Below are 26,472 nucleotides of genomic sequence, written 5' to 3' on the forward strand. Positions count from 1 at the left end.
AATCTGGCCTGTCGCATTCAGCTTCACACGCGGAGCAGGCTCCGCGTGTGAAGAGAGAATTACGATTTTTTCTCTGCGCTATCGTAGACCTTCTCCCCGGCAAACCAGGTCTCGGCAATTTTCCAGTTACGAATATCCTGCGGCACCGGATCCTTGATTTTGCCGTCAACAATGGCGAAATCAGCCCACTTACCGACGGTAATCGAGCCAATCTCTTTATCCCAGCCGCTGATTTTGGCCGGTGCCATGGTGTAGGCATAAAGCGCTTCGTCGAAGGTAAGGGCGTTTTCGCCATACCACACTTTGCCCTCTTTCAGACGTAACACGGCGTCGCCCAACTGCGTCATCGGGCTCTCTTTTGCCGTTGGCCAGTCGCTACCGAACACCAGGTTTCCACCCGCCGTCAGCAGTGATTGCCAGGCGTAACCGCGCTTCAGGCGCTCATTCCCCAGACGTGTCTCAAGGAAGTTAGGGGCAATGGCATGATCGGGCTGCATCGACGGCACAATGCCGTTCTGCGCGAACTTCTCGATATTGGCGTACTTGGTCAGCTCAATATGTTCGATACGGTTAATTTTATCCTTGCCCTGCGGACTGTTGCGAAACGCCTCCAGCGCCATGGTCACGGCATTATCGCCGATGGCATGAACGGCAACCGGGAAGCCATACTGGTGAGAGCGCTGCACCATCTCGTTCATCTTCTCCTGCGTATAGAGCGGGGTGCCGAAGTAGTGATCGTGGCGATCGGAGTAGTGCTCATGCAGGGCGGCGGTGTGGTTCATCAGGGTGCCGTCCATAAAATATTTATGGTAGCCATAGCGGAACTGCGGCCCTTTACCCATCGCTTTCTCTTTATCGGCGGCAAAAGCATTCATCTCTTTCTGCTTGTCGGCCTGCGCCTTCCAGGCTTGTTCACCGCTATTCTCTTCGCTGGTATCCACCATATAGCCGTACCAGATGCGCATCGGGAAGCTGCCTTTTTTCAGCATATCGGTGTAGATGTCGCCCGAGTTGGTCCACATATCGTGAGCACCGGTGACGCCGAGGCTGTTGAAATGCGCCATCACCTTGCGCAAGCCCTCACTTTTATCTCCCTGCGCGGCGATCACTTTTGGTGAGCGGTTGTAGAGATCAAGGGCATTCTCCAGCAGGATCCCGGTCGCTTTGCCGTTTTTATCCCGCTGGATCGTCCCGCCGACCGGGTCGGGCGTCTTATCGGTGATCTCCAGCTCTGCCAGCGCTTTGCTGTTCAGCCACATGGTGTGGTAGTCGACGTCCACCAGCGCGACCGGGTTATCAGGCGCGACTTTGTCGAGCTCGGCTGCCGTGGGTAGCGTCTTCTCTGCGGTTAAGGTGGCGTCCCAGCGCCCGCCGAAGATCCAGCTACCCTTCGGTTGGGCATCCACTTTTTCCTTGATCATCTTCAGCCACGTCTGTTTGCTGCTGACACCAAACAGGTCGACCCCGTTAATGAGATCGATCCCGGCAATCAGGTGCGTGTGGGCATCAATCAGCCCTGGGATCACCGTTTTACCCTTAGCGTCGATCATTTTCGTCTTATCGCTTTGCAGCAGCTTGATATAGTGCGGGCTGCCCACCGCGATAAATTTGCCATCTTTAATCGCCAGCGCCTGCGCGCGCGGTTTGGCGGCATCGGAAGTGCGGATATCGGCATTCATAATAATGATATCGGCAGGGGTCGGCCGGTCATTGGGATCGTTAGGCACATCCTTTGCCGCTGTAGCGTTAAGTGAGGTGCTAATTAATGCCGATAACAGACTCACTTTGATAATTTTCTGTAGCGTACCCGTAGGTTTAAATAAACCCATATTGCGTTCTCCATTTAAAAAGCGGGAATAATAACGTGCGCCGCGATAATAAGCACAAGCGAATAGCGATACAAATGGGCTACCCAGAAAATAACCGCAATAATGGGGTGCTGTGGCAATAATAAAACTTTCCCCCCGGCAAAAAGTTCTGTTTATGCAACAGGTGATATTTATTTAAAGATAAATCACGCGTCCTTTCTTAAGGTGGTTTTTGTTTTACTTATAAGTAAGAGCTTAAAAAATGTAGTTTATTGACAATTAATAACGTCATTTGACGCTATTTAGTTATTTGCTTTTCATTTTGTAATTATCTTTATTGGCATGTTAATAGCGCCTTATTAATCCTCTGCGAGAGCGGATTAAAAGTGACTCACATCAATGTGTTGCCATCAGAAAGTGCTTAAACCTGAACCTGTAGGATGAGCAGTGGACCCGCTGGCGTCAGGCTCATCGCAATAATGAGAAGAAGTAAGGACGTAAAAGCATGAAAAAAACCGATCTGGTTATTGAGAATAAAGCGCTCTGCGCATTTGTTGCCGCTGCGGAAACGGGAAGTTTCCTGCAAGCGGGGCAACGGATGAATCGCTCGAAATCAACAATTAGCCGCTGGATAAAAGAGCTGGAAGATATTCTCGGCTACCCCTTATTTCACACCCGTGGGAATGGATCGGTGGTCAAAATTAACAGCAACGGCAAGCGACTGTTGCCAAAAGCACAATCAATGGTAAATAGCTGGCAGCGGCTGGAGGCCTTTTCCTTATCATTACAAACACGCCGCGAACCGGAAATAGTGCGGCTGGCCTTTAATGAACTGATCCCGGCAGACGTGGTGTCCGATATTTTGCTCGCCGTGAAGGCAGCCTATCCGCAGATGCTGCTGCACGTTATCCATACGGATTTATATGACACCGAGGCGAGTTTACGCGCTAAGCGCGTCGACTATGTGCTGGGGCTGCATTTACCGGTTATGCCCTGCGGGCTGCAGGGCTGTGTGGTGGGCGATCTGCAAACTATGCTTATTGCCCATCCGCAGCACTGGCTGGCGCAGCAGCGCCACATCGATGCCTTTCAACTGGATGGCGAGACGCTCATCTATCCCGCCTTTCCGGATGAAAATAATGACCATCGCTATCCGTTGCACGCCCCGGCGGAAGCGATGCTGGTGACGGATTACACGTTGAGCGCAATGCTGGCGAAAAAGGGGCTTGGCATCGCCTGCGTGCCGGATCATATTGCGCGCCCGGAGCTGTTGGCGAAGCGAGTGGTCGCCCTGGATGTCAATAATGATGAATTTAATAACCTGCACTCGCTGATGTTATTCTGGCGCGAAAGCGAGGATGACGCGGCGCTGCGATCGCTGATTGTTGGCAGCTTAAAAGAGTGGTTTGGTTATTGCTAAGTGCGCGGGGGCTATTCTGCCGTCAGGCAGACGATTCTGCGCTAATGTAATTTTGCTTTTGAGATTTGCCTGAAGGTTATGCAAAAAGACGGAAATGTAATGCCAACGTTATATTTTCTGGCGCAGCGGTTTATAATCACCGCTTGCAAAGGTTACCCATAATCTGAGTCGGGTGTGCCACACGCGTCGTTAGCGAATTATTTATCTAAGGGATGGAGAAAAGGTGTCAGTGACGATGATTTCGCGCGCAGGAGCAAGGCTGTGAAAGGGATCGCAAAACGTCTGCGCGGGGCCGCGCTTATGCTCTGCTGCTTACTCTCTGGCTGCGGTTTGCCGCCCGCTATCCCGATTCTGGGCGCGTCATTTCCTGCCTGGTTCTTCTGTTTTCTCGCCGCCGCGCTGTTACTTATCCCGTGCCATCTGCTGATTGTGCGTAAAGGCTGGCAGGCGCGTTTTTCGCCGCTGGTTATAAGCTATCTGGCTCTGCTGTTTCTCTTTGCCGCGCTTTTCTGGTTCTTACTTTTTTAGATATGAAGGCCTATGACTGATTCCAGCTCAACGCTGTTACGGAAAAAGTGGCCGCTGCTGCTCATCGTGATTGGCGCTATCGTGGCGCTAATTGCGGTGATCTGGCATCTGCAGACTTCTCCGCAAACCAACGATGCCTATGTCTACACCGATACGATCGATGTCGTGCCGGAAGTGACGGGGCGCATTGTCGAGATGCCTGTGCGCGACAACCAGCGCGTGAAAAAAGGCGATCTGCTGTTCCGTATCGATCCGCGGCCTTACCAGGCGATGCTGGCGGATGCGAAATCGCGGCTGGCGGCGCTCGATGCGCAAATCACCCTGACCGGGCGCACCATCAAAGCGCAGGAGTATAACGCGCAGTCTGTTGCCGCCGCGGTGGCGCGCTCGCAGGCGCTGGTCGATCAGACCCGCTCAACGCGCAGCCGGCTGGAGCCGCTGGTGCCGCAAGGGTTCGCTTCGCAGGAGGAGCTGGATCAGGCGCGTACGGCAGAGAAAGCCGCCCGCTCTGAGCTTGCCGCGATCCAACTTCAGGCCAGCCAGGCAGCCTCCGCCGTGCTCGGCGTCGATGCGATGGTGGCCCAGCGGGAAGGGGCGCTGGCGCAGATTGCGCTGGCGGAGCTGCATCTGGAGTTTACCGAGGTGCGCGCGCCCTTCAACGGCGTGGTGGTGGCGCTGAAAACCACGGTCGGCCAGTACGCTTCGGCGTTAAAACCGGTCTTTACGCTGATGGATGACGACCGCTGGTATGTGGTGGCCAATTTCCGCGAAACGGATCTACAAGGCATTCGCGCCGGCACACCGGCAGAGATCACCGTAATGACCGACCACAGCCAGCGCTTTAGCGGCCGCGTCGAGTCGGTCGGGTTTGGCGTGCTGCCGGAGGGCGGAACGGTGATTGGCGGCTTACCGATTGTGCCGAAGAGCATTAACTGGGTGCATGTCTCGCAGCGCTTCCCGGTAAAAATCGCCGTTGAGCACCCCGATCCGGCGCTGTTCCGCATGGGCGCTTCCGCAAGCGTTACCCTCAAACCGCAGTGAGCATCGGGATGGAGCGCGCCTGGGGTTATCTGCAAAAAGAGCTGCGCGCCACGCCGGGGCGGGGCAACTACACCCTGCGTATGACCCTCAGTTGCGGGATCCTGATTGCGCTGTTTATGAGCCTGCAGATCCCCTTTCTGGCGATAGCCCTGATCGTCGTTTTCTATGTCAGCCAGCCTAACGTAGTGATGATTTCGCTGGTCAGCGTCGCCTTTATGCTGGTGGTGACGCTGGTGCTGGGCGGCGTGCTGCTGATTATCAAGTGGACGTATGACTATCCGCTGGTGCGCCTTGTCGCCTCGGTGCTGCTCTTCTCCGTCGCCGTCTATCTGATGCGCATTATGGGCAAGCTGGGGCTGGCCTTTTTTGTCGTGGCGCTGGCGGTGATCTATGCGCAAACTTTTCCCTCCATGACCGGGCAGAGCGAGATCCTCGTGCGCCTGCTGCTGTGGCTGTGGGTGGCGATCAACAGCGCCATTGTGGTAACGCTGCTGGTCAATGCCTGTTTTGCACAGGCGTTTCCTGGGTGGCAGTTCAAAAGCGCACTCGCCGCGATGCTGCGCCAGACGGCTACCTGCCTGCTGCAAACCGATGCTGACGCCCTCGAACAGACCCGACCCACCTTTAGCGCCATTGCCCGCCAGGTTGCGCAATTGCACACGCTGTTTAAGCTGGCGCGGCTCTCCAGCACGGAAATTGCTGATAATCAGCAGAAGTGGCAGAGCGTGATGGCGTTTACGCTACGCAGCTATCAACTGATTGCGCTGCTGCAACCCGGTGCGCCTGATGCGGCGCGGCGGCCGCTTGCCGATGCGCTGTTTGCGCTGGCGCAGCAGGTGGAGGAGGGCAAACTGCCGCCTGGACAACAGAGTTGCGATCCCGTTGACAGTAAGCATGATGTGATTGTGCGCGAGATTGCCGCGCTGCTGGCCTCGCTTCAGCGCGGAGAAAGCATTGCCTTGCCGCCCGGCGAGGGGGAGAAGATAGCGCTAATGCCGCCGGATGCCTGGCGCAACCCGGCCTATCTGCACTTCACTTTGAAAACCGTGCTGGCCACGCTGCTCTGCTACGTCTTCTATACCGCAACGGACTGGCAGGGCATCCACACTATTATGCTGAGCTGCGTGATTGTGGCGCAGCCGGGGCTTGGCGCGACGATGCAGAAGATCGCGCTGCGCATTGGCGGTGCGCTGCTGGCAACCCTGCTGGCGCTGCTGCTGATAATCTTTATTCAACCGTGGACAGAGTCGCTGGTCGGCCTGCTGGGGATGGCGCTGCCGGTGATGGCGCTGGCCGCCTGGCTGGCAGGTGGTTCAGAGCGCATTGCTTATGCCGGGATCCAGCTTGGTTTTACTTTTGCGCTGGCCTTTTTAAGCTGGTTTGGCCCGCTTACCAACTTAACCGAGCTTCGCGACCGGGTGATCGGCATCCTGCTCGGCGTGCTGGTCTCGTCGCTGATCCACCTCTATTTATGGCCGGACAGCGAAGCGCCGCAGCTCAAAGCCAGCCTCGCGCGCCTCTACCGGCGCATTGCCGGGCTGTTGCGGGCGAAAGATCGGGAATCTACGACACCAATGCTGTTTGCGAGCCTGACCGAGAGCGATGCGCTGCTTAACCGTGTTGCCGCCGAGCCGCTCAACACCTGGGCGCATCCCCATGCAGAAGCGAAAGCCTGGCCGCGCGGCGAGACCTTTGCCAGCGCGCAGGAGCTTGTGCGCCTGAGCGAAGGCTATCGACTCTATGCCGCAGCGGACGATCCCTTTTTGGCCCGCTGCGCGGAGTATGTTGAGGCCTACGCCGAGGCTATCGATCGGGCGCAGCCGAAGCCGGATCTGAAGGCACTGCGCGCCGATGCAGCAAACCCCTATGGCCCGCCGCTGATGCAGGTGCTCTCCAGCCTGCCGGCGTGGTCATCCCCCTTTTCACTGAGTTCGCGACAGGCAGAGTAAGGTATGCGCGCAAAAATGATCTCTTCGCGTTTTCGCTGCGGCACGCTGGCCGCATTTGGCCTGCTGCTGTTATCGGGTTGTGCGCTGGTGCAGGACGATCCGGGGCAGGTGACCATCGTCAACCCGCAGAAGGCGCAACTGGCGCAGGCGATCCATCTGGCGAACAGCGGCTGGCCCGCGGCACGCTGGTGGGAAAACTATCACGATCGCCAGCTAACCATGCTGGTCAACCGCGCGTTGCAAAACTCGCCCACTATGCAGGCGGCGCGGCTACGCGTCGGCCAGTCGCAGTCGACGGTGGCGCTGGCGCAGTCGGCAATGGGCGTGCAGGCTGGGGCCGTTGCAGCGCAAAACTACATGCGCGTGTCGGACAAGGAAGCGAAAGCGACCTGGCCCTACGCCTACTCGCTGCCGGTTGATAAACAGGGGCCGTGGTACACGCTGAATACGGTCGGCGTTGGCGCATCGCTCAATCTCGATCTCTGGGGTTCGGATCGCGCGCGCGTGGCGGCCGCGATTGGTGAGCAGAATGCGAGGCTTGCTGAGACGGCGGCGATTGAGCTGGATATCGCCAGCAGCGTTGCTCAGCTCTACTTTGCGATGCAGGCGACTTTCGCGCGCATCGCACTGCTCAATGAGCAGCAAGAGATTGCCCGCTTCTCCGAGCAGGCGCACCAGCAGCGCGCGGCGCGCGGGCTTGAAGATAGTGTTGATCTCGCCGGTGCGCAGGCTGAACGGCTGGCGGCGCAGCAACAGCTGGTGGAAGCGAACGGCGCGTTAACCCGCTACCGCGAGACCCTGCGGGCGCTGATTGGCGCGGACGCGCAGAGCATGCCTGACATTCATCCGGTGGCGCTGCCGCAATTGCAGCAGACGCTGCCCGCGTCGCTCTCCTTCGAACTGCTGGCGCGCCGCCCCGATCTGCAGGCGCTGCGCGGGTATGTTACTGCCACCATGAGCCAGGTGGACTCAGCGAAGGCAGCGTTTTACCCGCACTTTGATATCAAAGCTTTCTGGGGTTACAACGCCTTTGATGTCGGCGATCTCTTTCGCTACTCCTTCCAGCAGCTCAATATTCTGCCTGCGCTCACTTTGCCGCTGTTTGACGGCGGGCGGTTAAATGCCCACCTGAAATCAGTCCGTACCGCCAGCAACATCCTGATCAAACAGTACAACCAGGCAGTGCTCGACGCGGTGCGCGATGTGGCGATCACCTCCAGCCAGCTTAACGATCTCAACCAGATGGTGGCGATGCAGCAGGAGAAAGTGCGTGCGGCGATGACGGCAACCAACAGCGCGGCGGCCCATTACCAGCGCGGGCTGCTGAGCCGCTTCAGGGCGCAGGAGGCGCGACGTTTAGCGCTGGCGCAACAGCTTCTGCTGCTCGATATGCAGGCGCAGCAGCTCAGTACTGATATCACGCTGATTAAAGCGCTGGGCGGCGGTTACCGTAACGAGAACGAAAAGGGTGAGGAGAAGCCGTAACAGAGGCGGCTCCGCCCGTGGTTTACAGGCGGAGCGGGGCGATTAATAGCGGGAAGGTACGCCCTGCGGGCGGGTTTTAAAGCGGCGATGCAGCCACATATATTGCTCGGGCGCCATCATAATGCAGCGCTCCACCACTTTGTTCATCCATGCGGCGGTGGTTTCGGCATCGTCCAGCGGCGGTGAGCACTCCGGCTCAAGCATAATCAGCTCATACCCTTTGCCACCGGGTTTGCGGCGCGGCACAAACGGCACCACGCAGGCTTGCGACATGCGCGCCAGCATCCAGGTGCCGGAGGTGGAGGCAGCCTGATCAACGGCGAAGAAGGGGACAAAGACGCTGGCGCGCGGGCCGTAGTCATGATCCGGCGCGTACCACACCACTTCACCCGCTTTCAATGCGCGGATCATCCCTTTCAGATCTTTACGGTCAATCATGCTTTTATTGGAGCGCATGCGCCCCCAGGTTTGCAGCAGATCGATAACCGGGTTGTCATTCGGGCGGTAGACGCCGATGCCCGGCTCATTCAGACCAAACATCCGCGCGCCAATCTCCAGCGTCAGGAAGTGCACGCCAATCAGCAGAATGCCGCGGCCCTGCGCCTGTACGTTACGCACATGTTCGAAATGGGAGACATCCATCCAGCGGCGCATGCGGCGATCGGACCAGAACCAGGCCATGCCGGTTTCAATCAGCCCCATGCCGACGGATTCAAAATTTTTCGCCACCATTTTCTGCCGCTCCTCCTCGCTCATCTGCGGGAAGCAGAGCGTCAGGTTGCGGTGCGCAATGTGCGCGCGGCGTTTCATCACGCGCAGTGCAAGGTGGCCGAGCGCGCAGCCTAAGCGGTAAAGGAGCGGATAGGGAAGTTGAACCACCAACCACAGCACGCCGATCCCGAACCAGGTTGCCCAGTAGCGGGGGTGCAGCAGCGATGCCGAAAATTTGGGTAAATGCGTCATGACTGTCCTGTGTATAGCTACAATGGCCTGTATTCTCGCATTTTTTTTGAATTTCGCAAAAATCAGGGGGTAGAGCCGCGTTCCATAAGCGCAACGCGCATTACAGTGTGAAATGAATGGGTTGAAATGTAGCGCAAAATGTGGGGATGTAAATTAACACTATTTGCTTTATGATGCCGCCCGTTTTTCACTCTCCACTCTGCAGGATACGTACACCATGCCAGTGTTACACAACCGCATCTCCAATGATGAACTGAAAGCCCGCATGCTCGCTGAAACCGAGCCGCGCGTCACCGTCTCGTTTTACAAATACTTCACCATTGTGAACCCGCAGGCGACGCGCGATGCGCTCTACCAGACCCTGTCGCAGCTGAGCGTCTTTGGGCGCATTTACCTCGCCCATGAAGGGATCAATGCACAGATCAGCGTGCCGCAGAGCAAATTCGAGGCGTTTCGCGAAGCACTCTATACCTTCGATCCGGCGCTGGATGGGCTGCGTCTGAATATCGCCATTGATGATGACGGTAAATCCTTCTGGGTGCTGCGCATGAAGGTGCGCGACCGCATCGTGGCGGATGGCATTGAGGATGAGACTTTTGATGCCAGCGACGTTGGGGATTACCTGAAAGCGGCGGAAGTGAACGCCATGCTCGACGATCCTGACGCGGTGTTTATCGATATGCGCAACCACTACGAATATGAAGTGGGCCACTTCGACGGTGCGATGGAAATTCCGGCCGACACCTTCCGCGAGCAGTTGCCGAAAGCGGTTGAGATGATGCAGGAACACAAAGATAAAAAGATTGTCATGTACTGCACCGGCGGGATTCGCTGTGAGAAAGCGAGTGCCTGGATGAAGCATAATGGCTTCAACAAAGTGTGGCATATCGAAGGCGGCATTATCGAGTACGCCCGCCGCGCCCGCGAGCAGGGTCTGCCGGTGCGCTTTATCGGCAAAAACTTTGTCTTCGACGAGCGTATGGGCGAGCGCATCTCCGACGATGTGATTGCGCACTGCCACCAGTGCGGCACGCCGTGCGATGCCCACACCAACTGCCTGAACGATGGCTGTCACCTGCTGTTTATTCAGTGCCCGAGTTGTGCTGAGAAGTTCGACGGTTGCTGCAGCGAGTTGTGCAAAGAGGAGCGCGCGCTGCCGGAAGAGGAGCAGCGTAAACGCCGCGCCGGACGCGAGAATGGCAATAAGATCTTCAATAAATCGCGTGGTCGCCTGAATACCAAACTGGGCATTCCGGACCCGGAATAACGCAGAAGGAGAGGGGAACCCCTCTCCTTTTTTTACGCCTGCTTACTTCTGGCGCACACCTTCAACCGAAATAATCAGTTCAACATCCTGAGATGCCGGGCCAAGATCGGTGGTGATGTTAAAATCTTTCAGCTTGATCTTGCCGGAGGCTTCAAAGCCTGCGCGCACGCCGCCCCACGGGTCATTACCCTGGCCCAGCAGTTTCGCTTCCAGCTCAACCGGTTTGGTGACGCCGTTCAGGGTCAGGTTGCCGGTAATATCCAGCTCATCACCATCCTTTTTCACTGACGTTGAGGTGAAGGTCGCTTTCGGGAACTTCGCCACGTTGAGGAACTCTGCGCTGCGCAGGTGTTTATCACGCTCGGCGTGGTTGGTGTCGACACTGTTGGTATTGATGGTGACATTCACCTTGTCGGCAGCCGGGTTGGCCTCATCAAAGGTAAAACTACCGTCGAAGTCCTTAAACGTACCGTATAACCAGCTGTAACCGAGGTGCTGGATACGGAAGTTAACGAAGGCGTGCTGGCCCTCTTTATCGATCTTGTAGTCTGCCGCTACAGCAGAACCGGTGGTGAACAGCAGCGAGGCGAGAGCGAGTCCCGGCAGGATCTTCTTCATACTTATGCTCCAGAGTCAGGTGACGATTTTCCCAGCATCCGCTTGAGAGTGGCGTCTTTATCAATGAAATGGTGTTTAAAGGCAGCAAGGCCGTGCAGCACGGAGAGAACCACTACGCTCCAGGCCAGCCACAGGTGAATAGTTCCGGCGAGGTCCGCCTGCGAGCCGGCATCGGCAAGCGTGGCAGGGATCTCAAACAGGCCAAAGACGTTAATCGGTTTACCATCGGCGGTGGAGATGAGATAGCCGCTAAAGACGATGCCAAACAGCAGCAGGTAGAGAACGATATGGGCAACAACCGCGGCGATGCGCGTGGCGGTGGAGTAGCTTTTCAACGGCGGTGGTGGCGGGGAGATAAAGCGCCACAGCAGGCGGATCACCAGGCCAAACATCAGCAGAATGCCGATACTTTTATGGATTTCGGGTGCCTGATGATACCAGCCATCATAATAGCTGAGCGTGACCATCCATAACCCTAAGGCGAACATGCCATACACCACGATGGCGACCAGCCAGTGAAGCGTCACGGAAATAAAACCGTAGCGCGCCGGAGAGTTGCGAAATTGCATAACGGGTCATCACTGTTAACCAAAAGTTAATTTAAAATGGCGTCAGTGAGCAAATATTGCAACTCAAAAATAACGAATTGGTTTGTTATTTTTTCTATAACATAATTTTTGAATAAGTTTGCCAGTTTATATTCAGGCTATTAGAAAGTTGAAACGTTTAAGGCAGGATTAGCAGCAGCTTAAGCCTGGTGTCATACTTCTGAAGTATTCAAAAATATTGTCTGTAAAAGACGAATAAATCGCTAAGTGTCAGCTTTTGTAAGCATTTTGGCATGCGCGACGGCAAGCACAATTAAAAGAAAGCCGACGGCTGAGAATATATGCCGCCACATTTTCACGCAGGTGATTACTTTATTTGCCACCAAAAGAAACGGCCCCGAAATAGGGCCGCCGTGAATTCAACGCGTAAAACGGGCGAGGGAGAAGGGCTGTAAATCGAAATCCAGCGTTTTCTGCTGCGCGAAGGCGCTGGCAATTTCGCCGAGCACCGGGGCAAATTTAAAGCCGTGACCGCTCAGGCCGGTTACCACCAGCGTGTTCGGCGCGTCTGGCAGGGTATCGATAATAAAATCTTCATCGGGCGAGTTGTCATAGGTGCATGACGCACCATACAGGCAGCCGCCAATACCCGGCAGATGCTGGCGTAAAAAGGAGAAGCACTCCGAGCCGTCGCCTGCTTCTGCGCCAAACGGCGTACGCTCGTCGGCCGCGTTAATCACCTGTCCGCCGTTGTGGCGGCCGATCTTTAACTCATTCTCATCCGCCGGGAAGCCGTAGTAGTGCTCGCCGTTCGGCATCTCGCCAGTAAAGGCCGGGAAGTTATTTTTCACGCTGTAACGGCCATCGGCCTGGAACCAGGCAAACACTTTGCGCACCGGCTGAATCGGCAGGGTTGGCAGCAGCGTTTTCGCCCAGGTGCCAGCGCTCACCAGCGCTTTTTTGCCGGAGAAGCTCCCTTCCGGGGTATCAATGGTGACGCCATCCTGATGATGGTGCAGGGCGGTAACCGGGCAATTGAAGAGCTGCGCGCAGCCTGCCTGTTCAGCCAGCTGGACCCAGCTTTTGATCGCCAGCTCGCTGTGTAGTACGCCGGAGTCGGCTTCATAGAGCGCAATGTAATCATCAGGGACGCGAATTTCTGGCCAGCGCGCCATCAGCGAGGCGGCATCGAGTTTTTCCAGCGCCAGCTTCCACTGCGCGGCGCTGGCGGCGACGTTGGCGAGGAAGGCGGAATCCGCCGGGCCAAAATTGACGACGCCGGTACGCTCAAACACAGCTTCACCGGTGAGCGTGTTCAGTTCATCCCATAACTGCTGGGCACGCAGCACCAGCGGAACATATTTCTCACCTTCGCCATAGGCGTGGCGGATCAGGCGCGTATTGCCGTGATGGCTGCCTTCATTGTGCGGCGGCATATGCGCATCGGTCATCAGCACCTTTAGCCCGGCGCGCGTGGCGTAGTAGCCCGCTGCTGCGCCGACGGATCCGCTGCCGATAATAATCAGGTCGTATGTCATGGTTCTCTCCAGGCAAATGCGTGTTCAGGAGGGTAAATAACCTGGGGGGCTTATACAAGGGCAGAAAAAAGAAAGGCACCGCGAGGGTGCCTGATATGGAGTATGCGCAGATGGTGTTAATGCCTTTTATACTCGTCTTTTTCGTAATCGCCTGATTCAATCTTGGCAATGCCCGCTTCCAGAATCGAAATAAACTGGCGGGCAACATCGGTTGTTAACCATAACGTCTGACCGATTTCAGTCCCTTCCTGAGCGGCTCTGTTCGGGGTCTGGTAGTGCAACCGAAGCATCAGTGCGTCATAGCTGTCTACGGTGCTGATGTCCCATCCGACCAGTGGATGGGTCTGGATGACTTCATTATTCTTTACCATCATAACCCCCTGTTTGGCGTGTTTTAATTAGACAACGACGTTCGAGGTTCAATGCGTGTTTTAATTTGAAGCCTTTTCAGTATATCAACAACCCGGCCTCATGATCGGGAAAATAAACACTCTGCAACATCTTTTTTGTAGTCATAGATTTTTCTTAAGAGAGTGGTGAAAAGATAAGCGACTCATTTTACTGAAAAAATCAGATGTTACGGTTTTGCTTGAAAATGAAGCAAAAAAAGCCGGGGCGACCCGGCAATAACTTCAACTTCAGAGGGAAATTAATCGGTGATAAACCAATCGTCAGCGCTTTCCCAGGTCTCTTGCAGGATTTCGCTAACGCGGTCTTTATCTTCTTTTGCGCCGCCGAGGACGGAGAGATTATTTGCCGACGCATAACGGACAGAAATTTTATTTTCGCGATCGGGATAGTGGTCATTCAGACGGCGGGATAACTCACCTGCCAGCGCATCGATAGCGCCTGCGGGTAAAGATGTGGTTCTGGCAATCGTCACTTCAATGCGCATAACAGCCCCCTGTGTAAGATACTGTATTTTTATACAGTTAATCAGAACACATTACAACAGGGGGCATAATAATTTTTAGCGCTTCACCTGCCAGCGCACGGTTTCACCGGCGAGGAACGGCACCAGCGTATCGTCAGCCAGCGCAATCGACTCCGGCACCACGCACTCTTCCCGCACCAGTTCAATAAACGCTTCATTCACCGGCAGGCCATAGAAGCGCGGCCCGTTGAGGGAGCAGAAGGCTTCGAAGTGCTGCAGCGCATTCATCTCTTCAAACACCGTGGCGTAGCTTGCCAGCGCCGTTGGCGCATTGAAACAGCCTGCACAGCCGCAGCTCGCCTCTTTGCGATGGCGGGCATGCGGAGCCGAGTCGGTGCCGAGGAAGACGCGATCAAACCCGCTGGCGACCAGCTCACGCAGCGCCTGCTGGTGGATATTACGCTTTAAGATCGGTAAGCAGTAGAGGTGCGGGCGTACGCCGCCCACCAGCATATGGTTGCGGTTAAACAGCAAATGCTGCGGGGTGATGGTGGCGGCCAGCCGCTCATTGCCGTCGCGCACATAGTCGGCGGCATCTTTGGTGGTGATATGCTCGAATACCACCTTCAGGCCCGGCAGCCGCTTGCGCAGCGGCTCCATCACTGTCTCAATAAAGCGTGCTTCACGATCGAAAATATCGATCTCGGCGTGGGTCACTTCGCCATGCACCAGCAGCGGCATGCCGAGCTTCTCCATACGCTCAAGCACCGGCATGATGGCATCAATACTGGTGACGCCGTGGCTGGAGTTGGTGGTGGCGTTTGCCGGGTAGAGCTTTGCCGCCGTAAACACCTTTTCCGCAAAGCCGCGTTCGATCTCATCAGGATCCAGGCTGTCGGTCAGGTAGCAGGTCATCAGCGGTTCGAAGTGCTGACCGGCAGGCACCGCGTGAAGGATACGCTGACGATAGGCGATAGCCGCCTCAACGGTAGTTACAGGGGGAGCCAGATTCGGCATCACAATGGCGCGGGCGTAGGTTTCGCTGGTCCACGGCACCACGGTTTTCAGCATATCGCCGTCGCGCAGATGGAGATGCCAGTCGTCAGGACGGCGTATTTTCAAAACCTGAGGTTGTGTCATTGGAGGGCTCCGGCTAAGTGAGAAAGGGCTGTTTTTGCCGGAGACCAAGCATAAGGGGAAACGTTTTCGTTTGCATCCTTTTCCTGAAAAAAAGGGCGCCAGGCGCCCAGTGATTCAGTCGGTAAGCGGGATGACAATCTCGCCCGGCTTCACCTCAATGCCTTTAGCATATTTCTTCGCCAGCGCTTCGCCTTTGGTACTGTCTTCTTTCAGCACATAGGCCGGGCGCTGGTTAAAGTAGTTGCGCAGAGACTGGTTCAGGTAAGGCATCACGGTTTGCAGCACGGTCTGCATCTTTTCCGGTGTTACCGTCGCGTCCACCACTTCCATCTCATGCAGGTAGATTGCGCCCTGATCTTTATCAAAGGTCGGCAGCGCTTTCAGCTTCAGCTTGATCACCGCTTTTTGATTGCCGAACAGCGAGGTCATATCCAGATTGGCATCGCCCGTTAAGGTGATTTTGTTTGGCTCTTCGCGGCCAATCGCGCTGGCAAGATTGCTGAGAACAATATGCGCATCAGCCACACCCGGCACGCCAATATCTTTGGCAAAGTTATTCCGTTTCTCCAGGGCCTGGTTAATCTCCTGTTCGCTGATTGTGTATTGGGTCAGCTGATTGCAACCCACCAGCACGCCGCTCAGCATGAGTGCTGCGGCCAAAATCATCTTCTTCATGAATTCCTCAACGTGGTCCTGATGCCTCGATCGAGGTGTAGCATGCGCGACGCCCGGCGCAAAGGCCAGCAGAAAATACTTAAAGAAGGGGCGGAAGCCGGACGCTTCCGCCATGAATGGCTTAGATAGCCATGGAAGAGAGAAGGTTAACCTGGGTCTGTTTCGCCATGTTGTCACGGTAATCGGCGACGCGGGTCGGCCAGGTAATGCCGCTGACAATCGTCAGGTTACGCAGCAGCGGGAAGAGATGAATATCATCTTCCGACAGTTCGCCGTTGACGGCATTCGGCTGCACGATGTGCTTCTCCAGCGCGCGCAGATCGTCGCTGATGTTCTTCACCAGCCCGGCAGAGTGGGAGAGGTGATCGGCAAAATCGCCAATCGCCGCCTCTTTTTTGGCGGTGAAGTAGGCGCGTGCCTGCGGGGTGGAAAATTCGTCAAAGGGGGCCTGCGCGAAGCGCGGGATCAGCAGCTTATTAACGTAGCCATTCACCTTACGCAGCCACTCCTCGATCTTCGGATTGCGCGAGCCGGTCAGCAACGGTTGACCGTCGAGCTTATCAACGTAGTGAACAATATCGAGGCTTTCGGGCAGGTAGCGGCTGTCATCTTTTTGCAGGATCGGCGCCATCTTCTGACCAATCATGCGGGTCGGCGTCGCTTCGTCATCGCTTTGCAGGACATGGAGTTCAACCGGGAGATTCTTAAGGCCGAAAATCATGCGGGCTTTTACACAGAAAGGGCAGTGATCGTAAATGTAGAGTTTCACGTTTCTCCTCCATACTGGTTTATCCATCACTAATCAGTATGGAAGAGAGGTAGAGGTGGCGCAAATCAGGCGCCGGGTTCGAGCATCGGCGGCTGAACGCGGCGGGGGGCAAACTGCCACAGCAGCGCAAGGGAGGTGATAAGCCCAATCACGCCGAGCATCATCCACGGCAGCTCCGGCTGGCGAAAGGCTTTCCCGGCGTCAAACAGCCAGCCGCCGCCGGCATAGCCAAGCGCGCCGCCAAAGGCCAGACCTAAACGGCTAAAGCCCATATAACTGCCGCGCGCCCGCGCATCGGCCAGCTGCGCGCTCAGGGTTTCCCGCGCCGGTTCGGCGATAATCGAGCCGATATAGAAGGTGCAGATAAGTGTAAAAAGCTGTTGCAGGGAGCCGACCATGCCCATCGGAAAGAGGCTGAATGACATCACCACCAGGCCGAACATCAGGCGCTGCTCAAGGCGAAAGCGTTTTTCGCTCCAGCGAGCAATCGGGTAGAGCAGCGTCAGCGAGAGACAGGCCTCAATGGCGTACATCCATTTAACTGGCGTCGGCGATCCGGCAACGTCGTTGACCATAATCGGCAGCATCAGCATCACCTGTACCGCCAGCATGTAGTAACCGCTGAGCGTTAACACATAGGTGACGAACTTCTTGTCACGCAGCACGCGCGCTAAGCCTTCGCGCACCGGCGTTTTCACCGTCGAGAGCTTCCACGCCGGCAGCAGCCAGGCGTTAAAGCCGGCGCAGAGGATAAACATCAGCGCCCCGGCGGCGCACACCAGACGGAAATCATATTGCAGCAGCCAGCTGCCGAGCAGCGCGCCGATAACCGCCCCGGCGCTATCCTGCATCATCAGTAGCGAGAAGAAGCGACCGCGCTGGCGCGGACGCACCAGTTTGACCACCAGCGCCGAACGCGGCGGGTCGAACAGCGTGCCGCCAAGACCGGAAAGGATACAGGAGAGCCATAGCACCCACGGCTCATGCGCCATCCCCATCGCCGCGAATCCCGCTGCGCGCATCAGCATGCCGGTGACAATCAGCGGTTTTGCGCCAAAGCGGTCGGCGATCGCGCCGCCAAACATGCCTAGCCCCTGCTGAATAAACTGACGCAGGCCGAGCGCGATCCCGACCATCAGCGCGGCCCAGCCAAGTTGATCAACAAAACGAATGGAAATCAGGGGGAAGACAACAAAAAAACCGAGCACCACCAAAAAATTATCGACCAGCAGGAAATATTTACCCAGGCTCCTTGCCTGCGAGATGCGCGCCATTTCCCCTCCGGGAAATCAGAAAAAGGTGACGCCTCTATTCTGCGGCTTCGGCAACCGTTTTCACACATTCACCGCGACAATATTTTTTTATCAAGGCGGGCGTTTGATTGAGACTTTTCATCGAAAAGGGGGCGCGGCGCAGAAAATGCCATGTTGCTGTTTTCACAGAGTCGCAGAGCAAAGGTATAGTAAAGAGAAGGGGTAAAAAAAGCCGCGAAACGAAGGAGTGGTAAACATGTTTGGCTATCGCAGTAATGTGCCGAAAGTACGCTTGGTAACGGACAGATTAGTGGTGCGCCTGGTTCACGAGCGCGATGCGTGGCGGCTTGCGGATTATTACGCGGAAAATCGCCAGTTTTTAAAGCCCTGGGAGCCTGTCCGCGATGAGAGCCACTGTTACCCTTCTGGCTGGCAGGCGCGTCTGGGGATGATCAATGAGTTTCATAAACAGGGCTCCGCTTTTTACTTCGCCCTGCTCGATCCCGAAGAGAAAGAGATCGTCGGCGTCGCCAACTTTTCCAACGTGGTGCGCGGTTCGTTTCACGCCTGTTATCTCGGCTACTCCATCGGCCAGAAGTGGCAGGGGCAAGGCCTGATGTTTGAAGCCCTGACATCCGCCATTCGCTATATGCAGCGCACGCAACATATGCACCGCATAATGGCCAACTATATGCCGCACAATAAACGCAGCGGCGACTTGCTGGCGCGCCTCGGGTTTGAAAAAGAGGGCTATGCCAAATCCTATTTATTGATTGACGGGCAGTGGCGCGACCACGTCCTCACCGCATTAACCGCCCAGGAGTGGACTCCGGGACGCTAAGGAGCAGAGATGAAGTATCAACTCACCGCCATCGAGGCGCGGGTTATCGGCTGCCTGCTGGAGAAGCAGGTCACCACGCCGGAGCAGTATCCGCTTTCCATCAACGGCGTGGTGACGGCCTGTAATCAGAAAACCAACCGCGAGCCGGTGATGAACCTGAGCGAGCAGGAGGTGCAACAGGTGCTTGATGAGCTGGTGAAGCGCCACTACCTGCGCACCGTCAGCGGTTTTGGCAACCGGGTGACCAAATATGAGCAGCGCTTCTGCAACTCTGAATTTGGCGATCTGAAGTTAAGCCCGGCAGAGGTGGCGCTTATCGCCACGCTGTTGCTGCGCGGGCCGCAAACGCCGGGTGAACTGCGTGGCCGTGCGGAACGCATGCACCGTTTTTCTGATATGGCCGAGGTGGAAAACGCCCTTGAGCAACTGGCAAACCGTGAAGATGGCCCCTATGTGGTGCGCCTGCCGCGCGAGCCGGGCAAGCGCGAAAGCCGCTATATGCACCTCTTCAGTGGCGATATGCAGACGCTGATCAATGTGGTCGAAGCCGTTGCGCCCTCCGAGCAGACCCTTGAGGCGCGCGTCGAGGCGCTGGAGAGTGAGGTCGTGGAACTGAAGCAGCGTCTCGATTCGCTGCTGGCACATTTAGGGGATTAAGCGTGGCGACATTACGGATTGGTGTAGTAGGGCTGGGCGGTATCGCGCAGAAAGCCTGGTTGCCGGTGCTGGGCGCGGCAACGGAGTGGACGCTGGCGGCGGCCTGGTCGCCAACGCGGGATAAAGCCCTGCGAGTGTGTGAAACCTGGCGCATCCCTTATGCAGATTCGCTGGCGTCGCTGGCGGCGCAGTGCGATGCGGTTTTCGTGCACACCTCAACCGCCTCGCACTATGCGGTGGTGAGCGAGCTGCTCAACCTTGGCGTGCACGTCTGCGTTGATAAACCGCTGGCGGAAAACCTGAAAGATGCCGAGCGCTTAGTCGAGCTGGCGGCGCGCAAAAAGCTGACGCTGATGGTTGGCTTTAACCGCCGCTTCTCGCCGCTCTACCGCGAGTTGAAACAGCAGATGCCGCAGGCGGCGTCGCTGCGTATGGATAAGCACCGCGCCGACAGCGTCGGGCCGCACGACCTGCGCTTTACGCTGCTTGATGACTACCTCCATGTGGTCGACACCGCGCTATGGCTGGCGGGCGGTCGTGTGCAGATCCAGAGCGGCACGCTGCAAACCACCGACGACGGCGCAATGCTCTATGCTGAGCACCACTTCAGCGCCGACACGCTGCACATCACTACCAGTATGCACCGGCGGGCGGGCAGCCAGCGCGAGTGGGTGCAGGCGGTGACCGATGGTGGGCTGGTGGATATTACTGATATGCGCGAGTGGCGCGAAGAGCGCGGGCAGGGGGTTATCGCGCGCCCAATCCCCGGCTGGCAGAGCGTGCTGGAGCAGCGCGGTTTTGCCGGTTGCGCGCGCCACTTTATCGAGTGTGTGCAAAATCAGATGGTTCCGGAAACGGCGGGCGAGCAGGCGATCCTTGCGCAGCGCGTGGTGGAGAAGCTCTGGCGCGAGGCGATGAGTGAATAATGCGTCGTAACGCAGGCGATAGTAATTCGCTTTTTTCCCTGTAGACTAAGCGCTTCGCTGTATCCCAACGCCTGCATTGCAGGCGTTGTGTCTTATGGAAACCAGAATGAACCTACTCAAATCGCTGGCGGCAGTCAGCTCCATGACAATGTTTTCCCGCGTGCTGGGCTTCGCGCGCGATGCCATTGTGGCACGGGTGTTTGGCGCAGGGATGGCGACGGACGCCTTCTTTGTCGCCTTTAAACTGCCCAACCTGTTACGGCGTATTTTTGCCGAGGGTGCCTTTTCCCAGGCCTTTGTGCCGATCCTCGCCGAGTACAAAAGCAAACAGGGCGAAGATGCCACCCGCGTCTTTGTCGCCTATGTTTCCGGCCTGCTGACCCTTGCGCTGGCGATAGTCACCGTTATCGGGATGCTCGCCGCCCCCTGGGTTATCCTCGTTACCGCGCCGGGATTTGCCGATACGGCAGATAAATTCAACCTCACCTCGCAGCTGCTGCGCATTACCTTTCCCTATATTTTGCTGATCTCACTGGCGTCGCTGGCGGGGGCGATCCTCAATACCTGGAACCGCTTCTCGGTGCCAGCGTTTGCGCCCACCTTTCTCAATGTCAGCATGATTGGCTTTGCGCTCTTCGCCGCGCCTTACTTCCATCCGCCGGTGCTGGCGCTGGCCTGGGCGGTCACCGTTGGCGGCGTGTTGCAACTGGTCTATCAACTGCCGCATCTGAAAAAGATTGGCATGCTGGTGCTGCCGCGCATCAACCTGCGCGATGCGGGCGCGATGCGGGTGGTGAAGCAGATGGGGCCGGCGATCCTTGGCGTCTCTGTCAGCCAGATCTCGCTTATCATCAACACCATATTCGCCTCGTTCCTCGTCTCCGGCTCCGTGTCGTGGATGTATTACGCTGACCGCTTAATGGAGTTCCCCTCCGGCGTGCTGGGCGTGGCGCTCGGGACAATCCTGCTGCCGTCGCTGTCGAAAAGCTTCTCCAGCGGCAATCAGGAGGAGTATTGCCGCTTGATGGACTGGGGCCTGCGCCTCTGTTTCCTGCTGGCGCTGCCCAGTGCCGTAGCGCTCGGCATTCTCGCCAAGCCGTTGACCGTTTCGCTGTTCCAGTATGGTAAATTCACCGCTTTTGATGCGGCAATGACTCAGCGCGCGCTGATCGCCTACTCGGTGGGGTTGATGGGTTTGATCGTGGTGAAGGTCTTGGCGCCAGGCTTCTATTCACGCCAGGACATTAAAACGCCGGTCAAAATTGCTATTGTGACGCTGCTGATGACCCAGGTGATGAACCTGGCCTTTATCGGCCCGCTGAAGCATGCCGGGCTGTCGCTGTCGATTGGTCTGGCGGCCTGTCTCAATGCCAGCCTGCTCTACTGGCAGCTGCGCAAGCAGAAGATCTTTACCCCGCAGCCGGGCTGGGGCCGTTTTCTGCTTCGTCTGGTGATTGCCGTGGTAGTCATGGCCGCCGCGCTGGTAGGGATGCTGTATGTGATGCCTGACTGGGCGACAGGAACAATGCCGTACCGCTTGCTGCGCCTGATGATAGTGGTTGGGGCGGGTATTGTTGCTTACTTTGTTACCCTTGCGCTGCTCGGGTTTAAAGTGAAAGAGTTCGCGCGCCGGACGGTATAAAAAGCAACGCAAAAAGCCAGGGGGAGACCCCTGGCATATTCACAACGGCGTAGTTACGCTATCGTCGAATTAAATCGCAATCTTCTTGCCGCCGCGATTGGCGGATGAGGCATAGCCATTCGCACCGTAGAGGCTCGGTTCCTGATGCGGTTTCAGGACTTCCAGTGCCTGCTGGTTGCGCGCGATTTGCCCCTCCAGCAGCCAGCCGTTGTGCTGGTTGAGGTCGCGTAAATGCTGCGTTTTCTGCGTGATGATCTGCCAGCGATTGGCAACATCGCCTGAGGCGTTTTGTTGCGTTTTCTGTTCGGCACGACGCTGCTGCTCAAGGTAGTCCAGCGTCGCGAGCAAGGAGCTTTTCTCCTCCGTAATGCGCTGTAGCGCGCTGCCATTGAGATGGCCAACGGAAAGCTGTTTTTGCTCAGTATCCATCACGTCTTTCAGAGCGCTCAGGATAACTGTCATTTGATCAAGAATATCTGACAGTCGATTCATACGGTTATTTACTCTGTAAGTAACTCTTCGCTTCGTTAATCAGGGCATCAGCAATTTTGCCGGTGTCCATTTTGAGTTCACCATTACGAATCGCGGTTTTCAGTTTTTCAACGCGTTCCATATTGATGTCGTTAGCGCCCGCCTGCATCAGCCTGGTTTGGGAACCGCTGAGCGTGACGTTGGTGCTGTTTGCCGTCGCGGCAGTTTCCTGACGCGTTTTCTGCGTCTGGGTTTCGTTAGTCTCACGCTGTTGAACGGTGTTAACCGGCTTCAGGGAAGAGGTACGATCGATGCTCATAATGTTTCCTCATTGAGGTTCGCGGCGTTTCGGGCCAGATTTCTTCAGTCTTACTAACTTATCGGCAGATAGCATTAGTTCTTTAAGCAATTTATAGGTTAATAAGAATATTCCCATCAGAATTAACCGTGCCGCTAACTATCTGCCCTGAAGCCATGCGAACACGGGCATTTTGCGCCACTGCCGCATTGTTCATCGCCTGACCTTCGCTGTTCACACTAAAGCCATCTCCGGACGCCACAACCTGTACGCGCTGGCCGGCTTTAATCCGCCATGCCTGACGCACCATTGAGAGCTGAATTGCCTGACCCGGCGCCAGATCGCGCAAACTTACCGCGTCCTGCGCCATGTTGATATCGAGCATGGTTCTCGGCGGCAACTGATCGAGGCGGCCGCGCTGTAACGCCACGCTCCCGGCCTGCAATGTCGCGCCGCGCGCAACAGGCTGCACCGCCACGACATAGTTACCGGTCGCCTGGACTTCGACCTGCACAAAGCGTTTCGTACCCGCGCAGTTCGCCATCACATTCATATTGCCCCACAGCTTCGCGCCGCCCACCACGCTCAGGGTGGGCTGATCGCATGCCGGTAACTGGCTTTGCGGGGTGCGAATGTTTACCACCACCTCATCGCTAAAGCCAGCCAGACGCTGGGCGAAAAGCGACGTCAGTTGCGCCTGCAGATCCGCTGCCTGAGAAAAGGGGCTTAATAACAATAAGATTGCGGCTACACCGCCTTTCAACGTCTTCATCGCAAAACATGCCTGTTGAACCAGATGAGGAGATTTTAACCGCTTTGCAAATCTATCAACGCAAAAAATAGCGACGCATTTTGCCCTTATTCCAACGATAAGTTTGCAAGGGGCGATTTAAGCTGTTGGCTAAATAATTGTCATCAGTGAGGGAGCCATGCTCGATAAACTTGATGCCGCACTGCGCTTTCAACAGGAAGCGCTGAACCTGAGCGCCCAGCGCCAGGAGATTCTGGCAGCAAATATTGCTAACGCCGACACCCCAGGGTTTCAGGCGCGCGATATGGATTTTTCCAGTGAATTAAAAAAAGTGATGGAGCGCGGTCGGGCTGAAGGCAGCGGTGTATCGCTGGCGCTCACCTCTTCGCGCCACATTCCGGCGCAGGCGATGACCGGCCCGTCTACCGATCTGCTTTATCGCATTCCCGATCAACCATCGCTGGATGGCAACACCGTCGATATGGATCGTGAACGTACCCAGTTCGCCGACAACAGCGTCAAATACCAGACCGGGTTGACCGTGCTGGGCGGGCAGATCAAAAGCATGATGAGTGTTCTGCAACAGGGGAACTAATTAAATGGCATTACTGAATATCTTTGATGTCGCAGGCTCCGCGCTGACCGCACAGTCCAAACGTATGAACGTCGCCGCCAGTAACCTGGCGAACGCCGACAGCGTAACCGGACCCGACGGTCAGCCGTATCGCGCTAAACAGGTTGTCTTTCAGGTCGATGCAGCACCGGGCCAGGCAACGGGCGGCGTAAAAGTGGCGGATGTGATTGAAAGCCAGGCGCCGGACAAGCTGGTGTATGAACCTGGTAACCCGCTGGCAGATGCAAGCGGCTACGTAAAAATGCCTAACGTCGATGTCGTGGGCGAAATGGTTAACAGCATGTCCGCGTCGCGCAGCTACCAGGCGAACGTTGAAGTGCTGAACACCGTGAAGAGCATGATGCTCAAAACGCTCACTCTCGGTCAGTAAAGGGGCCCCGTATGTCTATCAGCGTAAATATTAACGACCCGATTAACAACGGCGTCTCGACGTCCAGCAAAACGTCCGGTACCACGGCTACCGGCACTAACAGCGCATCCGACCTTCAGGGCAGCTTTTTGACGCTGCTGGTTGCGCAGTTAAAGAACCAGGATCCCACCAACCCGCTGCAGAACAACGAGCTGACCACGCAGCTGGCGCAGATCAGCACCGTAAGCGGGATTGAGAAACTGAATACCACCCTCGGCTCCATCTCCGGACAGCTTGATAACAATCAGTCGCTGCAGGCGAGCACCCTGATTGGTCACGGCGTGATGATCCCGGGACAGACCGTGCTGGTGGGCAAAGGAACATCCACGCCGTTTGGCGTAGAACTGACGCAGACTGCCGACAAAGTGACCGCCATCGTGAGCGATAAGAGCGGTACGCCGGTACGGACTATTGAACTCGGCGGTCTGAAAGCTGGCGTCCACACCTTTAGTTGGGACGGCAAAATGACAGATGGCAGCGTAGCACCGGATAACTCATATACGGTATCTATCGCGGCCAGCTCCGGCACAACGCAGCTGGTTGCACAACCGCTGCAGTTTGCGCTGGTACAGGGTGTCACCCGCGGCGACAAGGGAAGCACACTGGATTTAGGTACTTACGGAAGTACCACACTCGACGAAGTACGACAGATTATTTAAAGCCTTCATACTTATCAGGAGTAAGTCATGGCCTTTTCACAAGCGGTCAGCGGCCTGAATGCTGCGGCCACCAACCTCGATGTCATTGGTAACAACATTGCCAACTCCGCCACCTATGGCTTTAAATCCGGATCTGCGTCCTTCGCCGATATGTTTGCCGGTTCTAAAGTAGGTCTCGGCGTTAAAGTGGCAGGTATTACTCAGGACTTCGCTGACGGCACCACCACCAACACCGGTCGTGGCCTCGACGTCGCGCTGAGCGGCAACGGTTTCTTCCGTGTGACCGACAGCAACGGTTCTGTTTACTACAGCCGTAACGGTCAGTTCAAACTCGACGAAAACCGCAACCTGGTTAACATGCAGGGTATGCAGGTGACCGGTTTCCCGGTAGCCGGCACCCCGCCTGCGGTGCAGAGCGGCGCGAACCCGTCTGCCATCACCATCCCTAACACCCTGATGGCGGCGAAAGCCACCACCACGGCGGCGATGCAGATGAACCTGAACTCAACGGACTCCACCCCGACGGTTAGCCCGTTCGATCCGACGAACTCAGACTCTTATAACAAAAAAGGCACTGTCACCACCTATGACAGCCTGGGTAACTCCCACGCCGTTGACGTTTACTACGTTAAAAACAGCGCCAACAAATGGGATGTCTACACCCAGGACTCCAGCGTAGCGGGCTCTTCTTACCAGAAAGCCGCGCAGATGACCTTTACCAGCAACGGTACGCTCTCTGCGGTCAACAACTACACCGAAGCCTCTCCGGCGACCTCTCCGCGTACCTGGAACCTGTCGGCGACCGCTAACGCTCAGCCGCAGATCAACATCGGTCTGGCCAGCCTGAACGGCTCTGCCGCCAGCACCTTCAGCCTGAGCTTCCTGAACTCAATGCAGCAGAACACCGGCACCAGCGGTGTGGTGGCTATCAACCAGAACGGTTACGCGCCGGGTTCACTGGTGAGCTACGCCATTAACGATGACGGCACCGTTGTCGGTAGCTACTCCAACGAACAGTCGCAGCTGCTGGGTCAGATCGTGCTGGCGAACTTCGCCAACAACGAAGGCCTGCAGTCTCAGGGTGACAACGTTTGGTCTGCTACCAACTCCTCTGGTGTTGCGCTGCTCGGCACCGCCGGCACCGGTAACTTCGGCAAGCTGACCAACGGCGCGCTGGAAGCTTCAAACGTGGATCTGAGTAAAGAACTGGTCAACATGATCGTCGCGCAGCGTAACTATCAGTCGAACGCGCAGACCATCAAAACCCAGGATCAGATCCTTAACACGCTGGTTAACCTGCGTTAATCG

At 56.4% G+C, this 26,472-nt stretch carries 28 protein-coding genes; 14 read left to right on the forward strand and 14 right to left on the reverse strand.

Annotated elements, in window-relative coordinates; all coding sequences use genetic code 11:
- Positions 1 to 59 precede the first annotated feature (59 nt).
- Positions 60 to 1,829, reverse strand: a complete 1,770-nt coding sequence (locus BWI95_RS14030; protein WP_232374364.1) for an amidohydrolase — start codon at positions 1,827 to 1,829, stop codon at positions 60 to 62.
- Positions 1,830 to 2,313: 484 nt separating this feature from the next.
- Here BWI95_RS14030 and BWI95_RS14035 point away from each other — a divergent pair, with 484 nt between their 5' ends.
- From BWI95_RS14035 to BWI95_RS14055, 5 genes are all read left to right on the forward strand, one after another.
- Positions 2,314 to 3,228 carry a LysR family transcriptional regulator gene (locus tag BWI95_RS14035; protein WP_076769673.1) on the forward strand — a complete coding sequence of 305 codons (915 nt, stop codon included), beginning with the start codon at positions 2,314 to 2,316 and terminating at the stop codon, positions 3,226 to 3,228.
- 300 nt (positions 3,229 to 3,528) lie between these two features.
- Positions 3,529 to 3,756 carry a YtcA family lipoprotein gene (locus BWI95_RS14040; protein WP_083699469.1) on the forward strand — a complete coding sequence of 76 codons (228 nt, stop codon included), beginning with the start codon at positions 3,529 to 3,531 and terminating at the stop codon, positions 3,754 to 3,756.
- 12 nt (positions 3,757 to 3,768) lie between these two features.
- Positions 3,769 to 4,797 (forward strand): multidrug transporter subunit MdtN, encoded by a 1,029-nt coding sequence (mdtN, locus tag BWI95_RS14045; protein WP_076769674.1) that lies wholly within the window; start codon positions 3,769 to 3,771, stop codon positions 4,795 to 4,797.
- An 8-nt stretch (positions 4,798 to 4,805) separates the two neighbouring features.
- Positions 4,806 to 6,746: an FUSC family protein gene (locus tag BWI95_RS14050; RefSeq protein WP_076769675.1), complete on the forward strand. Its 1,941-nt coding sequence runs from the start codon at positions 4,806 to 4,808 to the stop codon at positions 6,744 to 6,746.
- Between the two features lie 3 nt (positions 6,747 to 6,749).
- Positions 6,750 to 8,231, forward strand: a complete 1,482-nt coding sequence (locus tag BWI95_RS14055) for an MdtP family multidrug efflux transporter outer membrane subunit (protein ID WP_054803144.1) — start codon at positions 6,750 to 6,752, stop codon at positions 8,229 to 8,231.
- 42 nt (positions 8,232 to 8,273) lie between these two features.
- On the opposite strand, the gene BWI95_RS14060 is transcribed toward BWI95_RS14055, so the two are convergent.
- A complete protein-coding gene (locus BWI95_RS14060) occupies positions 8,274 to 9,194 on the reverse strand; it encodes a Kdo(2)-lipid IV(A) acyltransferase (protein WP_076769676.1) in 921 nt (306 codons plus the stop codon).
- 217 nt (positions 9,195 to 9,411) lie between these two features.
- Between BWI95_RS14060 and trhO the strand changes: the two genes are divergently transcribed.
- A complete protein-coding gene (gene trhO / locus BWI95_RS14065; protein WP_042714757.1) occupies positions 9,412 to 10,461 on the forward strand; it encodes an oxygen-dependent tRNA uridine(34) hydroxylase TrhO in 1,050 nt (349 codons plus the stop codon).
- A 42-nt stretch (positions 10,462 to 10,503) separates the two neighbouring features.
- On the opposite strand, the gene BWI95_RS14070 is transcribed toward trhO, so the two are convergent.
- The 9 genes from BWI95_RS14070 to mdtH form a co-directional block, all read right to left on the reverse strand.
- Positions 10,504 to 11,079, reverse strand: coding sequence for a YceI family protein (locus tag BWI95_RS14070; RefSeq protein ID WP_023481320.1), 576 nt, complete (start codon positions 11,077 to 11,079; stop codon positions 10,504 to 10,506).
- Between the two features lie 2 nt (positions 11,080 to 11,081).
- The gene (locus BWI95_RS14075; RefSeq protein WP_054803145.1) at positions 11,082 to 11,648 is read right to left on the reverse strand and encodes a cytochrome b; all 567 of its coding nucleotides are present in this window, start codon (positions 11,646 to 11,648) and stop codon (positions 11,082 to 11,084) included.
- Between the two features lie 398 nt (positions 11,649 to 12,046).
- Positions 12,047 to 13,165, reverse strand: coding sequence for an N-methyl-L-tryptophan oxidase (gene solA / locus BWI95_RS14080; RefSeq protein WP_054803146.1), 1,119 nt, complete (start codon positions 13,163 to 13,165; stop codon positions 12,047 to 12,049).
- Between the two features lie 116 nt (positions 13,166 to 13,281).
- Positions 13,282 to 13,536, reverse strand: coding sequence for a biofilm formation regulator BssS (bssS, locus tag BWI95_RS14085; RefSeq protein ID WP_023481711.1), 255 nt, complete (start codon positions 13,534 to 13,536; stop codon positions 13,282 to 13,284).
- A gap of 278 nt (positions 13,537 to 13,814) precedes the next feature.
- Positions 13,815 to 14,060 carry a DNA damage-inducible protein I gene (gene dinI, locus BWI95_RS14090; protein WP_042714746.1) on the reverse strand — a complete coding sequence of 82 codons (246 nt, stop codon included), beginning with the start codon at positions 14,058 to 14,060 and terminating at the stop codon, positions 13,815 to 13,817.
- Positions 14,061 to 14,135: 75 nt separating this feature from the next.
- Complete coding sequence (gene pyrC, locus BWI95_RS14095; RefSeq protein ID WP_076769677.1) at positions 14,136 to 15,179, reverse strand: dihydroorotase; 1,044 nt, start codon at positions 15,177 to 15,179, stop codon at positions 14,136 to 14,138.
- A gap of 114 nt (positions 15,180 to 15,293) precedes the next feature.
- Positions 15,294 to 15,854, reverse strand: coding sequence for a lipoprotein (locus tag BWI95_RS14100; RefSeq protein ID WP_054803152.1), 561 nt, complete (start codon positions 15,852 to 15,854; stop codon positions 15,294 to 15,296).
- 121 nt (positions 15,855 to 15,975) lie between these two features.
- Positions 15,976 to 16,623, reverse strand: coding sequence for a glutaredoxin 2 (grxB, locus tag BWI95_RS14105; protein ID WP_023481875.1), 648 nt, complete (start codon positions 16,621 to 16,623; stop codon positions 15,976 to 15,978).
- A 65-nt stretch (positions 16,624 to 16,688) separates the two neighbouring features.
- Positions 16,689 to 17,897 carry a multidrug efflux MFS transporter MdtH gene (gene mdtH / locus BWI95_RS14110; RefSeq protein WP_076769678.1) on the reverse strand — a complete coding sequence of 403 codons (1,209 nt, stop codon included), beginning with the start codon at positions 17,895 to 17,897 and terminating at the stop codon, positions 16,689 to 16,691.
- A 235-nt stretch (positions 17,898 to 18,132) separates the two neighbouring features.
- Here mdtH and rimJ point away from each other — a divergent pair, with 235 nt between their 5' ends.
- From rimJ to murJ, 4 genes are all read left to right on the forward strand, one after another.
- Positions 18,133 to 18,717 carry a ribosomal protein S5-alanine N-acetyltransferase gene (rimJ, locus tag BWI95_RS14115; protein WP_076769679.1) on the forward strand — a complete coding sequence of 195 codons (585 nt, stop codon included), beginning with the start codon at positions 18,133 to 18,135 and terminating at the stop codon, positions 18,715 to 18,717.
- Between the two features lie 9 nt (positions 18,718 to 18,726).
- The gene (locus tag BWI95_RS14120; RefSeq protein ID WP_054803147.1) at positions 18,727 to 19,374 is read left to right on the forward strand and encodes a YceH family protein; all 648 of its coding nucleotides are present in this window, start codon (positions 18,727 to 18,729) and stop codon (positions 19,372 to 19,374) included.
- A 2-nt stretch (positions 19,375 to 19,376) separates the two neighbouring features.
- Positions 19,377 to 20,300 (forward strand): Gfo/Idh/MocA family protein, encoded by a 924-nt coding sequence (locus BWI95_RS14125; RefSeq protein WP_076769680.1) that lies wholly within the window; start codon positions 19,377 to 19,379, stop codon positions 20,298 to 20,300.
- A gap of 106 nt (positions 20,301 to 20,406) precedes the next feature.
- On the forward strand, positions 20,407 to 21,942 hold the full coding sequence (gene murJ, locus BWI95_RS14130) for a murein biosynthesis integral membrane protein MurJ (protein ID WP_054803928.1): 1,536 nt from the start codon (positions 20,407 to 20,409) through the stop codon (positions 21,940 to 21,942).
- Between the two features lie 69 nt (positions 21,943 to 22,011).
- Here the strand turns inward: murJ and flgN are convergent, their stop codons facing one another.
- From flgN to flgA, 3 genes are all read right to left on the reverse strand, one after another.
- On the reverse strand, positions 22,012 to 22,434 hold the full coding sequence (gene flgN / locus BWI95_RS14135; protein WP_023481860.1) for a flagella biosynthesis chaperone FlgN: 423 nt from the start codon (positions 22,432 to 22,434) through the stop codon (positions 22,012 to 22,014).
- A gap of 4 nt (positions 22,435 to 22,438) precedes the next feature.
- Positions 22,439 to 22,732: a flagellar biosynthesis anti-sigma factor FlgM gene (gene flgM, locus BWI95_RS14140; protein WP_054803927.1), complete on the reverse strand. Its 294-nt coding sequence runs from the start codon at positions 22,730 to 22,732 to the stop codon at positions 22,439 to 22,441.
- 91 nt (positions 22,733 to 22,823) lie between these two features.
- Positions 22,824 to 23,483 (reverse strand): flagellar basal body P-ring formation chaperone FlgA, encoded by a 660-nt coding sequence (flgA, locus tag BWI95_RS14145; RefSeq protein ID WP_023481632.1) that lies wholly within the window; start codon positions 23,481 to 23,483, stop codon positions 22,824 to 22,826.
- A gap of 157 nt (positions 23,484 to 23,640) precedes the next feature.
- Between flgA and flgB the strand changes: the two genes are divergently transcribed.
- From flgB to flgE, 4 genes are read left to right on the forward strand one after another with little or no spacing between them, the layout of a single operon-like run.
- Positions 23,641 to 24,057 carry a flagellar basal body rod protein FlgB gene (flgB, locus tag BWI95_RS14150; protein ID WP_023481616.1) on the forward strand — a complete coding sequence of 139 codons (417 nt, stop codon included), beginning with the start codon at positions 23,641 to 23,643 and terminating at the stop codon, positions 24,055 to 24,057.
- A 4-nt stretch (positions 24,058 to 24,061) separates the two neighbouring features.
- Entirely contained in the window at positions 24,062 to 24,466 is a 405-nt protein-coding gene (gene flgC / locus BWI95_RS14155) for a flagellar basal body rod protein FlgC (protein ID WP_023481372.1), read from the forward strand.
- 11 nt (positions 24,467 to 24,477) lie between these two features.
- Entirely contained in the window at positions 24,478 to 25,164 is a 687-nt protein-coding gene (gene flgD, locus BWI95_RS14160) for a flagellar hook assembly protein FlgD (protein WP_076769681.1), read from the forward strand.
- Between the two features lie 27 nt (positions 25,165 to 25,191).
- Complete coding sequence (gene flgE / locus BWI95_RS14165; RefSeq protein WP_076769682.1) at positions 25,192 to 26,469, forward strand: flagellar hook protein FlgE; 1,278 nt, start codon at positions 25,192 to 25,194, stop codon at positions 26,467 to 26,469.
- Positions 26,470 to 26,472: the final 3 nt, after the last annotated feature.

Source organism: Kosakonia cowanii JCM 10956 = DSM 18146 (assembly GCF_001975225.1).
Taxonomy (GTDB): Bacteria; Pseudomonadota; Gammaproteobacteria; order Enterobacterales; family Enterobacteriaceae; genus Kosakonia; species Kosakonia cowanii.

Bases quoted from the DNA above. Each gene is read 5' to 3' on its own strand.
- pyrC (WP_076769677.1), bottom strand. From the start codon at position 15,179: ATGACACAACCTCAGGTTTTGAAAATACGCCGTCCTGACGACTGGCAT.
- flgN (WP_023481860.1), bottom strand. From the start codon at position 22,434: ATGAATCGACTGTCAGATATTCTTGATCAAATGACAGTTATCCTGAGC.
- murJ (WP_054803928.1), top strand. From the start codon at position 20,407: ATGAACCTACTCAAATCGCTGGCGGCAGTCAGCTCCATGACAATGTTT.
- flgM (WP_054803927.1), bottom strand. From the start codon at position 22,732: ATGAGCATCGATCGTACCTCTTCCCTGAAGCCGGTTAACACCGTTCAA.
- BWI95_RS14075 (WP_054803145.1), bottom strand. From the start codon at position 11,648: ATGCAATTTCGCAACTCTCCGGCGCGCTACGGTTTTATTTCCGTGACG.
- flgB (WP_023481616.1), top strand. From the start codon at position 23,641: ATGCTCGATAAACTTGATGCCGCACTGCGCTTTCAACAGGAAGCGCTG.
- flgC (WP_023481372.1), top strand. From the start codon at position 24,062: ATGGCATTACTGAATATCTTTGATGTCGCAGGCTCCGCGCTGACCGCA.
- BWI95_RS14055 (WP_054803144.1), top strand. From the start codon at position 6,750: ATGCGCGCAAAAATGATCTCTTCGCGTTTTCGCTGCGGCACGCTGGCC.
- flgA (WP_023481632.1), bottom strand. From the start codon at position 23,483: ATGAAGACGTTGAAAGGCGGTGTAGCCGCAATCTTATTGTTATTAAGC.
- BWI95_RS14040 (WP_083699469.1), top strand. From the start codon at position 3,529: ATGCTCTGCTGCTTACTCTCTGGCTGCGGTTTGCCGCCCGCTATCCCG.
- rimJ (WP_076769679.1), top strand. From the start codon at position 18,133: ATGTTTGGCTATCGCAGTAATGTGCCGAAAGTACGCTTGGTAACGGAC.
- mdtH (WP_076769678.1), bottom strand. From the start codon at position 17,897: ATGGCGCGCATCTCGCAGGCAAGGAGCCTGGGTAAATATTTCCTGCTG.
- BWI95_RS14030 (WP_232374364.1), bottom strand. From the start codon at position 1,829: ATGGGTTTATTTAAACCTACGGGTACGCTACAGAAAATTATCAAAGTG.
- BWI95_RS14120 (WP_054803147.1), top strand. From the start codon at position 18,727: ATGAAGTATCAACTCACCGCCATCGAGGCGCGGGTTATCGGCTGCCTG.
- BWI95_RS14100 (WP_054803152.1), bottom strand. From the start codon at position 15,854: ATGAAGAAGATGATTTTGGCCGCAGCACTCATGCTGAGCGGCGTGCTG.
- mdtN (WP_076769674.1), top strand. From the start codon at position 3,769: ATGACTGATTCCAGCTCAACGCTGTTACGGAAAAAGTGGCCGCTGCTG.
- BWI95_RS14060 (WP_076769676.1), bottom strand. From the start codon at position 9,194: ATGACGCATTTACCCAAATTTTCGGCATCGCTGCTGCACCCCCGCTAC.
- dinI (WP_042714746.1), bottom strand. From the start codon at position 14,060: ATGCGCATTGAAGTGACGATTGCCAGAACCACATCTTTACCCGCAGGC.
- BWI95_RS14050 (WP_076769675.1), top strand. From the start codon at position 4,806: ATGGAGCGCGCCTGGGGTTATCTGCAAAAAGAGCTGCGCGCCACGCCG.
- flgE (WP_076769682.1), top strand. From the start codon at position 25,192: ATGGCCTTTTCACAAGCGGTCAGCGGCCTGAATGCTGCGGCCACCAAC.
- BWI95_RS14070 (WP_023481320.1), bottom strand. From the start codon at position 11,079: ATGAAGAAGATCCTGCCGGGACTCGCTCTCGCCTCGCTGCTGTTCACC.
- BWI95_RS14035 (WP_076769673.1), top strand. From the start codon at position 2,314: ATGAAAAAAACCGATCTGGTTATTGAGAATAAAGCGCTCTGCGCATTT.
- flgD (WP_076769681.1), top strand. From the start codon at position 24,478: ATGTCTATCAGCGTAAATATTAACGACCCGATTAACAACGGCGTCTCG.
- solA (WP_054803146.1), bottom strand. From the start codon at position 13,165: ATGACATACGACCTGATTATTATCGGCAGCGGATCCGTCGGCGCAGCA.
- bssS (WP_023481711.1), bottom strand. From the start codon at position 13,536: ATGGTAAAGAATAATGAAGTCATCCAGACCCATCCACTGGTCGGATGG.
- trhO (WP_042714757.1), top strand. From the start codon at position 9,412: ATGCCAGTGTTACACAACCGCATCTCCAATGATGAACTGAAAGCCCGC.